Below are 9,859 nucleotides of genomic sequence, written 5' to 3' on the forward strand. Positions count from 1 at the left end.
ATACGGAAGCAATCCTGTCCCTGTCACCGATAACACAAAGACTTGCAAAACGGGAGGAGACCATATACGGATTAGCGTAGTGTAATCCGACACGCCCGAACTAAATTTTGTCGGATTACGTCGTTATCACTCCTAATCCGACCTACAGCGCCTCCGCGTTGGGCTTTTAAATACTATTCGAAAGTTTTACCAGTTCATCAAGTTTATTACGGGCTGCACCACTGGCAATCACTTCCTGGGCCTTTTTCACACCGGCCTCGAGTGACTCCACCAGGTCGGCCGCGTAGATGGCCGCACCGGCATTAAGTACGACGATATCGCGCGCGGCGCCGGGAACGTTATCGAGCACCTGCATGACAATTTTGAGGCTCGCCTCGGGGCCATCAACAGCCAGGTCTTCAAGCTTGCCGCTTTCCACCCCGAACTGTGCCGGGGTAACCGTGTAGGTCGTGATCTCGCCATTTTTCAGCTCGGCGACTTTCGTCGGTGCGGCGATGCTGATCTCGTCCATACCATCTTCCGAATGCACGACCAGGACGTGGTTGCTTCCCAGTGCCTTCAAGACCTCGGCCAGTGGTTCGACCAGCTCTGCCGTAAAGACCCCGAGCAGCTGGTTCGGTGCGCCGGCCGGGTTAGTGAGCGGGCCGAGTATATTAAAGATCGTGCGGACGCCCATTTCCTTGCGTGGACCAATCGCATGCTTCATGGCACTGTGATGCCTGGGCGCGAACATGAAGCCGACGCCAACCTCATGAATACACTGTGCGACCTGCCCGGCGTTCAGTTCCAGATTCACGCCGGCGGCCTCGAGCAGGTCGGCGCTGCCGGACTTGCTCGATACCGAGCGGTTACCGTGCTTGGCTACCGCACCGCCGGCCGCCGCGACCACGAAAGTGCTGGCGGTGGAAATATTAAAGGTATTCGCCCCGTCCCCGCCGGTGCCGACGATATCAACCACGTGCGGGCCGCTTACCTTGACCCCGGCGGCGAGTTCGCGCATGACACTGGCGGCAGCGGTGATTTCATCAACCGTCTCGCCTTTCATACGCAGTCCCACCAGGAAACCACCGATCTGGGCCGGCGTCGCCTCACCCGTCATGATCAGGCGCATGACCTGGGTCATCTCTTCACGTGTCAGCGCTTGCTTGTCAACTACGCGGTGAATCGCGGCTTGCATATCCATTTCGTGTCTACCCTCTACCAGTCTTTTGTTATTTTTTATTTTGCTCGAGAAAATTACGCAGCATATCGTGGCCATGCTGGGTCAGGATCGACTCCGGGTGGAACTGCACACCCTCGATGGCCATGGCCTTGTGCCGTATGCCCATAATCTCGTCAATCTGGCCGTTTTCGTTCTCGGTCCAGGCAGTGACCTCAAGGCACTCTGGCAAGCTGGTCTTATCGATCACCAGTGAATGATAGCGGGTCGCTTCCAGTGGGTTGGACAACCCCTTGAAGACGCCTGTGTCATGATGTTTCACCATCGAGGTCTTGCCATGCATGATCGCGTTGGCATGCACGATCTTGCCGCCAAAGGCCTGGCCAATACTTTGATGGCCAAGGCAGACCCCAAGGATCGGCAGCTTGCCGGCAAAGTGTTTGATCGCTGCAATTGAAATGCCGGCCTCGTTCGGGGTACAGGGACCGGGCGAAATCACCAGGTATTCCGGTGCGAGTTTTTCGATCTCCTCAATTGTAATCTGGTCATTACGATATACCTGCACATCCGCACCCAGCTCACCAAAGTATTGCACCAGGTTATAGGTAAAGGAGTCGTAATTATCGATCATTAATAGCATGATAAAAGCCCAACGCAGAGACGCAGAGACGCAGAGGTCGCGAAGAAATTATAAATTGTTAACAACACGCTTAATCCCATGCTTCAAAACTGGTTCATTAAAATTCAACAACAAGCCGAGTTTTAACCCGCTTAGTTTTAGATACGACAACAATTGCGACTCGTGAACCCGCAAAATATTTTCCGCCACTTTTAATTCTACAGCCACTATATCTTCCACCAGCATATCCATTCTGTACGCGACATCAAATTCAAGCCCCTTATATTCAGCTCGAACCGGCACCTCACATTTACATTGTATACCCTGTAAATCCAATTCTTTTGCGAGACACTGCTGATATACGCTTTCCAACAAACCGGGGCCTAACTGCCGGTGAACTTCAATTGCTGCACCAATAATCATCCCTGATATATCATTTTCTTTCATTACGCCCTCCTTGGCGTTCTTTGCGACCCCGCGCCTCTGCGTTGGGCCGTTACTTCAAACCGGCCGCGGCCAGGGCCACGGCACGGAAGATGGCGCGGCCCTTGTTCATGGTTTCGTCCCATTCGTTCTGCGGTACCGAATCTGCGACGATGCCTGCGCCGGCCTGGATATGCAGGGTTTTGTCCTTGATCACGGCGGTGCGAATGGCGATCGCGGTATCCATGTTGCCGCTCCAGGAGATGTAACCCACGGCACCGGAATAGACGCCGCGCTTGACCGGCTCGAGTTCATCGATGATTTCCATGGCGCGAATCTTCGGTGCACCACTGACGGTACCGGCGGGGAAGGTGGCGCGCAGCGCATCCATGGCCGACATGCCTTTTTTCAACTTGCCCGTCACATTCGAGACAATATGCATAACGTGGGAGTAACGCTCAATGAGCATCTTGTCGGTCAGTTCGACTGTGCCGATCTCGGCGACCCGGCCAACATCATTGCGCCCAAGGTCAATCAACATGAGGTGCTCGGCAAGCTCCTTCGGGTCGCTGAGCAGGTCGGCTTCCAGGGCCCGGTCTTCCTCCGCGGTTTTGCCGCGCGGGCGCGTGCCGGCGATAGGCCGTACCGTGACCTCGCCGTCCTCGACGCGGGTCAGGATCTCCGGCGAGGAGCCGACGATATGGAAGTCGCCAAGGTCAAGGAAGTACATATACGGGGACGGGTTCAGGCTGCGCAGGGCTCGATACAAATCCAGCGGCTCGGCCGTGTACGGGATCGACAGGCGCTGCGAGAGCACCGTCTGCATGACATCGCCCTCGACGATATACTCCTTGACCTTCTCCACCGCGGCCTTGAAGCCGTCCTCGGTGAAACCGGAAATAAAGTCTGACTCCCTGACCTCGCTGCCCGTCGACTCGCCATGATGGTATTCAGGGGTTGCCTGCCGCAACCTGGCCACCAGTGCATCCAGTCGCTGCTGGGCAACGTTGTAGGCATTCTCGATGTCGGGGTTGACGTGAATGACCACGTACAGCTTGCCAGAGAGGTTATCGAAGACGACCACCTCGTCGGAGACCATGAGCAGGATATCCGGGTTGTCGAGCGGGTCCGGCTTGTTGCCGCCGGCCAGTTTCGGCTCGATATAACGGATGGTGTCGTAACCGAAGTAACCCACCAGGCCACCGGTAAAACGCGGCAGATCCTTCACTTCCGGCATGCGGTAGTGTGACTGGAATTCCTCGATGAAGTGCAGCGGGTCCTTGACCTCACGGGTTTCGACGACCTTGCCGTCCTTCTCGATCTCGATCGTATAGCCGCGCACGCGCAGCAGGCTGCGACAGGGCAGGCCGATAATGGAATAACGGCCCCACTTCTCGCCGCCCTGTACCGATTCAAACAGGTAAGAGTACGGGCCGTCGGCAAGCTTGAGATAGGTGCTCAGCGGCGTGTCGAGGTCGGCAAGGACCTCGCGCATCAGGGGGATGCGGTTATGGCCGGCGCTGGCGAGTGTGTTGAATTCTTCGGGTGTCATGGTCATTTCCTTCACATGTCATGGATACAGGGGCATTACTGGTTCTGTTTGCAGACCAGCGCCACCATCGTTCATCCAATCCTGTTTCCATGTTCATGTATCCGGTAAATGACTGTTATTCTTGTTTCAAGAGGCCAGTTGCGCTTCGGCGTTCTCGAGCAGTGATTCTAGCTCAGCCATGGAATCGATCAAGCCATCCGGGTTTGCATCGGCAATATTTTCACCGTGATTATAGCCATAGGTCATGCAGGTAATCTGGAAACCCGCGGCGCGTGCCGCCTTCACATCGCTGACCGAGTCACCCAGCATCATCGATTGCTGCGGGGAAACGCCGAAAAATTCCGCTGCATGCAATAACGGCAAAGGGTCCGGTTTCTTCTTCGGTAGCGTGTCGCCACTGATGACGATGGCAAATTCGTCATAGATACCGAGCTGCTTGAGTAACGGCACGGTAAAGGCCTCGGCCTTGTTGGTAACACAACCGAGCTTGTATCCGGCCTTCTTCAGGTAATCCAGACCTTCACGCACACCTGGATACAGGGTGCTACGCACACAGGTATTCTCGGCATAAAGTTCAAGATAGATGGGATAGGCCTTTGCCTTCAATGCCTCATCCGGGTAACCATCAAGGTCATTAACGAGTGCCCTTTCGACAAGACGTTCAACGCCGTTGCCAACCCACTGACGCACACGCTCTTCGCCGCGCACGGGCATACCGAGCTGCTTCATCATCTCGTCTACACAGTAGGCGAGATCCGGCACACTATCGACCAGCGTGCCGTCGACATCACACAGTACCATTTTCGGTTTTTTAAGGCTCATATTGTAGACCCAGTATTTAACACAAAGGTCGCTGGCCCACAGAACCGCTTTGCGGTTCATTATGGGTACCCTAACCATCGTTCCGATGGTTCAGGGCAAGGCGCAGAGGGCGCAAAGAGAACTTTTGTTAAAAGCCATTCTCTGCGAGCTTTGCGTCTCTGCGTACTCTGCGTTTATATCACTAAACTATATCAGGAACCGGCCTTGGCCAGTTCGTCGCGCATCTGGCCAATAACGGTGTCATACAGGTTTGCATCGGCATCGTTTTTGGCATTGAAGATGGCAGAACCGGCAACGAAGGTATCGGCACCGGCCCCCTTTATTTCACGAATGTTATCGACCTTGACGCCGCCGTCGATTTCCAGGCGAATCTCACGACCGGAGTCATCGATAATCTTGCGTGCCTCACGCAGTTTTTCCAGCGTATGGGGAATAAAGCTCTGACCGCCAAAACCCGGGTTAACGGACATCAGCAGCACCATGTCGACCTTGTCGATCACATGCTTGAGCACGTCCAGCGGCGTCGCCGGGTTAAACACGAGGCCGGCCTTGCAACCTTCGCCCTGGATTAACTGCAGGGTACGGTCGATGTGCTCGGAGGCTTCCGGGTGGAAGGTGATGTAGCTGGCACCGGCCGCGGCAAAGTCCGGGATGATGCGATCCACCGGCTTGACCATCAGGTGCACATCAATCGGCGCGGTCACCCCATGCTTGCGCAGGGCTTCACATACCAGTGGACCAATGGTCAGGTTCGGGACGTAGTGGTTATCCATTACATCAAAGTGCACGATGTCGGCACCGGCGGCCAGAACCTTGTCGACTTCATCGCCCAGCTTGGCAAAATCAGCAGACAAAATGGATGGTGCAATAAAATTTTCGGCCATGGTCAGTCACCTTTATAAATTCGTTGAGTTCGCGCCCGTTCCAGGCACACCCGTAAACAGAACGCCGCACTTTACCCGATCAGGCTGGCTTTTGCAGCTTTTCAGGTTATGATCAGGCCTCTAACCCAATCTTGCGGAGCCCGGCATGCCCACAACAATAACCAGATATTTTTATATATTTTTCATGGGGATATGTTTGAGCAACGCTGCCGTTGCCTCGGATACCGCCAAGGAAAAGCGCTGGGCAGAGCAGATTGTCGATGCCCTGATTATCGGTGAGGCCGTATGGCTACAGGCCGATGGGCAGAAATTCCTCGGTATCTATGCCGAGCATGAGACCGACAAGCCGCACGGTGCCGTTATCGTCCTGCATGGCTCCGGGGTGCATCCGAACTGGCCGGATGTCGTCCAGCCGCTGCGTTCCGAGTTACCCGCTCACGGCTGGGCCACGCTGTCACTGCAACTGCCTGTTCTGGATAACGAGGCCGATTATAGAGACTATGCGCCGCTATTTGCCGAAGTCCCGGCACGCATCAAGGCCGGCATTGCCCACCTGAAGCAGAATGGCTACGACAATATTGTCGTCGTCGCACACAGCCTTGGCAGCAGCATGGCCGCCTCGCACCTGGCAAAAGACCCGAGCGATATCACCGCCTTTGCCGCCATCGGCATGTCCGTCTACACGGATGCCGACCCACGGATGGATAACATCGCGGCCCTGGAAAAGATCAAACTGCCGGTACTCGATCTCTACGGTAGCCAGGACCTGGAAGCCGTACTCAGATCAGCCAGGGACCGCGCCCAGGCCGCCCGCAAAGCGGGCAACAAGGATTATCGTCAGGTCGAGGTCGCCGGTGCCAATCATTTTTTCCAGGGGCTTGAAACCGACCTGGTGCGCCGCGTGAAAAGCTGGCTGGCCAATTTCAAGACGTCCGTCGATGAAGCAAAAGAATAACGCCCACTGATACCAGGAGAGCTCATACTATGAGTCTTGCGATTAGCCTGCACATGCTCGCCGCCACCATCTGGGTTGGCGGTATGTTCTTCGCCTACATGGCCTTGCGCCCGGTGGCGGCCAGCCAACTTGAACCGCCCCAACGCCTGCCGCTATGGAAGGATGTGTTCGGTAAATTCTTCCCGTGGGTATGGTTGTCCCTGATTGTCCTGCTGGGCAGCGGTTACTGGATGGCCTTCAAGCTGTTCGGCGGCTTCGCCACGTTTCCCCTCTACGTGAACATCATGCAGGGCCTCGGCATCATCATGGTGCTTCTATATATGCATGTCTTCTTCGCTCCGTATAAACGCATGAAGCAGGCTATTGCCGCCGGTGACCTGTCTACAGCCGGCGCCAAGCTGGCGCAGATACGCATGATTATTGGCGTGAACCTGAGTCTGGGGCTGATCGTAACTGCCGTGGCCAGTGGTGGAAGGTACCTTTAAATTGATGATTTAGGATTGCTGATTGATGAATTTAACGATCATCATTCATCAATCCGCATTCATCAATTGCTCTATTTCATTCCCCGGGACTTTTTGATGATTTCATAGGCTGAACGTATTTCCTGCGTCTTTTCCTTGGCCAGTTCCATCATCTCTTCCGGCAGACCTTTGGAAACGAGTTTATCCGGATGATGCTGGTTCATCAGCCTGCGGTAGGCCTTCTTCACCTCGGCATCACTGCTGCTGGTAGCAATATCAAGTACGGCGTGGGCCTCCTGTATGGATAAACCAGCAGGCTGACCGGCGGCCTGACGGCCGGTATGGCGCTGGGCCTTGACCATGGTCTCAAGGTGTTCCACCTCGTGAGGGGTAAAATGCAGGACTTCACCAATCCGCTCGATGACCTTGCGCTCGGCCGGGTGCATCACACCATCGGCATAGGCGGCATGCAGCTGAATCTCGATAAACATGCGCAGCAGGGTCTCGCGGCGATGACATTCCCGGCGGAGTTGCTCGAGGACATCGTCCAGCGGAAAGCCTTCCTGCTTGCCCTCATTGAATAGCCGTTGCGCAGCCTTTTGCATATCCGGGGAAAGATTCAGCTGGGTCATAATGGCTTTGGCGATGTCGATCTCATCGCGCGTCACCTGGCCATCGGCCTTGGCGACATAGCCCATCACGGAGAACGTCGCCGTGAAAAAGGCGCCCTGTACCCGCTCCTGTGCCCCGGGTGAAAAGTCGCTGTCAGACAGTCCTCCCATGCCCTTGTCGAAATTGTGCCCGAGGGCTGCTCCCATCAGGGCACCCAGTGGCCCTCCGAGCATAAATCCGAAAGCCCCGCCAATAACTTTTCCCCACCAACTCATACACTTACCTCATAAAGACTCAATCCAGAAAATCCCCGTAAAACCGGCTATTTATTAGCTGCCTAAACTCTCATATAGTTGTGAAATCGTACAAGGACTGCGTCACACAACCTGCAGGCATTTAGTTCGCCTCCCGAGAGATGATACAGGATAGTATTATGCCCCTTACCGCCAAAAACCTGATAAGTGCCGTCAGCGACCTGGTCTCGCTACCTGAAACCGTATTACGTGTTAGTGAGATGGTCGATGACCCGCGAAGTTCCGCTGCCGACATCGGTGAGCTCATTCGCCAGGACCCCGGACTCGCCGCCCGCCTGCTGCACATAGCGAACAGTCCCTTTTACGGTTTCCCCTCTCGCATTGACAGCATACCGCTTGCCATCACCATCATCGGCACCGATCAGTTACGGGATATTCTCCTCGCCACGAGTAGCATCCAGACCTTCTCTGCCTTTCCCAATGAACTCGTCTCCCTGGAAACCTTCTGGCACCATAGCCTGCGCTGCGCGGTGATTGCCAGGAGCCTGGCGGCCCATCTGCATGAAACCAACGTCGAACGTTACTTCACGGCCGGTTTGCTACACGATATTGGCTATCTGATTATTTATCACCAATTACCCGAGCTCGCTTCCCGAACGCTTACCCACAGCAATCGCAACCGTGAGATTGTGCATATCGTCGAGCAGGAGATCCTCGGCTTTGACCACTGCATGGTCGGTGGTGAATTGCTCCGCCAGTGGAACCTGCCGCCATCGCTCTGCGAGGCGGTCGAGTTTCATCATACACCGCATCTCGCCAGGCAGTATCGCAGGGAAGCCGCGATTATCCATATTGCCAATTTCCTCGCCAACACAATGCCCGGCAGAGCCGGTGGTGATGTTGAGGAAAGCGAGGCACTGGACGTCACTACCCTGCAAACCGCCGGGCTGACACCGGATATTTTACAACGCGTATTGAGAGATGCTGATGCCCAGCTTCACGAGACCATGGAAATTATGATTTATAACGAGGCGGCCTGATACCGGCCTGGCTATTTTCCGCTTCGCGCCAGCCAGAACCACCAGACAATAAAACCGATAGTCAGCAGGCCGAGTATATTTATGAGGATAGTTTGCATACGTTAGAGTGTAGCAAAATACCCCCAGGGGATCTCTGCTCAAGCCATCATTCCAGCCAGCACGAAAGTAATAGCGGCGTAATCCAACTGCATTGCCTGACGCCGGCACACGGCATAATATCAACCAATACGTAATTAAAATATCAGCATTAACAGAACCCCGGTAGCCTGAAACTTATGTTTATCTCAATACGCCCCCTTCTTTTTTGCAGTGTGCTCCTGTTAAGCCTGCAAGCCACCCCTGCACGCGCCGAGACCTGTACACAAGTAGTTCAAAATATCGACCAGCAGCATCGCAAGGCCCTGAACAGCCTTCAGCCTGGCAGTGACGACTACCTGCATGCGCTGCATGCAATCGAAGACGACATCTTCCCGGCACTGAAACGTTGCCCTGCCAATGCCCCGTTGCTGGTGGCCATGGCCGAGTTACAACTGTCGCTCGGTCAGCCACCGATCGCCCGACTCTATGCACAGAAGGCGCTCGAGCTTGCCCCGGATAGCTGGCAGGCACATAACGCTGCCGGCAGCGCCTTGAACATGCAGGGGAACTTCCTCGCGGGGCTGCATCATTTACAGCGCGCGGGCACCTTGCAACCGGACAATTTTGCCCTGCTGGTTAACCTGTGCAGCAGCTATGAACGCAATCAGCAATATGCCGAGGCGATTGATGCGTGCAGTCGTGTCATCGACAACGGTCCTGCTGAATTGCGTGGCACAGCCTATTCCCTGCGTGCCCGCGCTCACGAGGCCCGTGGCGAACGGGAACAGGCGGTGCGTGACGACAAGCAGGCTAAAGAGTCTGGTTTCCGAAGCCCGACCGGGGTTGACAAGACCAATTGATGATCGCGAAATGATGATTGATGAATGAATCCCGACTACCTGGGGATAAGGGGTCGGGATAAGGGGTCGGAGTCGCGCGGGTGTGGTGATCTGCTGGAACAACGGGCCGCGATGTTGGCGACCAGATCAAATGTACC

At 55.2% G+C, this 9,859-nt stretch carries 11 protein-coding genes; 4 read left to right on the plus strand and 7 right to left on the minus strand.

The window, feature by feature from the left end; genetic code table 11:
* Positions 1-166: 166 nt before the first annotated feature.
* The 6 genes from trpD to rpe all read right to left on the minus strand — a co-directional run bounded on the left by trpD (position 167) and on the right by rpe (position 5,459).
* Positions 167-1,183: an anthranilate phosphoribosyltransferase gene (gene trpD / locus RQ738_RS12255; protein WP_314165529.1), complete on the minus strand. Its 1,017-nt coding sequence runs from the start codon at positions 1,181-1,183 to the stop codon at positions 167-169.
* A gap of 28 nt (positions 1,184-1,211) precedes the next feature.
* Positions 1,212-1,799 carry an aminodeoxychorismate/anthranilate synthase component II gene (locus RQ738_RS12260; protein WP_314165530.1) on the minus strand — a complete coding sequence of 196 codons (588 nt, stop codon included), beginning with the start codon at positions 1,797-1,799 and terminating at the stop codon, positions 1,212-1,214.
* A gap of 48 nt (positions 1,800-1,847) precedes the next feature.
* Complete coding sequence (locus tag RQ738_RS12265) at positions 1,848-2,225, minus strand: GxxExxY protein (RefSeq protein WP_314165531.1); 378 nt, start codon at positions 2,223-2,225, stop codon at positions 1,848-1,850.
* 49 nt (positions 2,226-2,274) lie between these two features.
* On the minus strand, positions 2,275-3,753 hold the full coding sequence (trpE, locus tag RQ738_RS12270) for an anthranilate synthase component I (protein ID WP_314165532.1): 1,479 nt from the start codon (positions 3,751-3,753) through the stop codon (positions 2,275-2,277).
* A gap of 126 nt (positions 3,754-3,879) precedes the next feature.
* On the minus strand, positions 3,880-4,575 hold the full coding sequence (locus tag RQ738_RS12275; protein ID WP_314165533.1) for a phosphoglycolate phosphatase: 696 nt from the start codon (positions 4,573-4,575) through the stop codon (positions 3,880-3,882).
* A 191-nt stretch (positions 4,576-4,766) separates the two neighbouring features.
* A complete protein-coding gene (gene rpe, locus RQ738_RS12280) occupies positions 4,767-5,459 on the minus strand; it encodes a ribulose-phosphate 3-epimerase (RefSeq protein WP_314165534.1) in 693 nt (230 codons plus the stop codon).
* A gap of 196 nt (positions 5,460-5,655) precedes the next feature.
* Here rpe and RQ738_RS12285 point away from each other — a divergent pair, with 196 nt between their 5' ends.
* Entirely contained in the window at positions 5,656-6,414 is a 759-nt protein-coding gene (locus RQ738_RS12285; RefSeq protein ID WP_314165535.1) for an alpha/beta fold hydrolase, read from the plus strand.
* 29 nt (positions 6,415-6,443) lie between these two features.
* A complete protein-coding gene (locus RQ738_RS12290; protein ID WP_314165536.1) occupies positions 6,444-6,899 on the plus strand; it encodes a CopD family protein in 456 nt (151 codons plus the stop codon).
* Positions 6,900-6,970: 71 nt separating this feature from the next.
* Here RQ738_RS12290 and djlA read toward each other — a convergent pair whose 3' ends face one another.
* Complete coding sequence (djlA, locus tag RQ738_RS12295; protein ID WP_314165537.1) at positions 6,971-7,765, minus strand: co-chaperone DjlA; 795 nt, start codon at positions 7,763-7,765, stop codon at positions 6,971-6,973.
* A gap of 158 nt (positions 7,766-7,923) precedes the next feature.
* Here djlA and RQ738_RS12300 point away from each other — a divergent pair, with 158 nt between their 5' ends.
* Both RQ738_RS12300 and RQ738_RS12305 read left to right on the plus strand, forming a co-directional pair.
* A complete protein-coding gene (locus tag RQ738_RS12300) occupies positions 7,924-8,784 on the plus strand; it encodes an HDOD domain-containing protein (RefSeq protein ID WP_314165538.1) in 861 nt (286 codons plus the stop codon).
* 275 nt (positions 8,785-9,059) lie between these two features.
* A complete protein-coding gene (locus RQ738_RS12305; protein WP_314165539.1) occupies positions 9,060-9,722 on the plus strand; it encodes a tetratricopeptide repeat protein in 663 nt (220 codons plus the stop codon).
* Positions 9,723-9,859 lie beyond the last annotated feature (137 nt).

Origin of the sequence: Sulfuriflexus sp. (assembly GCF_032250955.1) — a bacterium.
Taxonomy (GTDB): domain Bacteria; phylum Pseudomonadota; class Gammaproteobacteria; order AKS1; family AKS1; genus Sulfuriflexus.

Coding starts and splice junctions, on each gene's coding strand:
- trpD (WP_314165529.1), bottom strand. CDS start 1,183: ATGGATATGCAAGCCGCGATTCACCGCGTAGTTGACAAGCAAGCGCTG.
- RQ738_RS12260 (WP_314165530.1), bottom strand. CDS start 1,799: ATGCTATTAATGATCGATAATTACGACTCCTTTACCTATAACCTGGTG.
- RQ738_RS12265 (WP_314165531.1), bottom strand. CDS start 2,225: ATGAAAGAAAATGATATATCAGGGATGATTATTGGTGCAGCAATTGAA.
- trpE (WP_314165532.1), bottom strand. CDS start 3,753: ATGACACCCGAAGAATTCAACACACTCGCCAGCGCCGGCCATAACCGC.
- RQ738_RS12275 (WP_314165533.1), bottom strand. CDS start 4,575: ATGAGCCTTAAAAAACCGAAAATGGTACTGTGTGATGTCGACGGCACG.
- rpe (WP_314165534.1), bottom strand. CDS start 5,459: ATGGCCGAAAATTTTATTGCACCATCCATTTTGTCTGCTGATTTTGCC.
- RQ738_RS12290 (WP_314165536.1), top strand. CDS start 6,444: ATGAGTCTTGCGATTAGCCTGCACATGCTCGCCGCCACCATCTGGGTT.
- djlA (WP_314165537.1), bottom strand. CDS start 7,765: ATGAGTTGGTGGGGAAAAGTTATTGGCGGGGCTTTCGGATTTATGCTC.
- RQ738_RS12300 (WP_314165538.1), top strand. CDS start 7,924: ATGCCCCTTACCGCCAAAAACCTGATAAGTGCCGTCAGCGACCTGGTC.
- RQ738_RS12305 (WP_314165539.1), top strand. CDS start 9,060: ATGTTTATCTCAATACGCCCCCTTCTTTTTTGCAGTGTGCTCCTGTTA.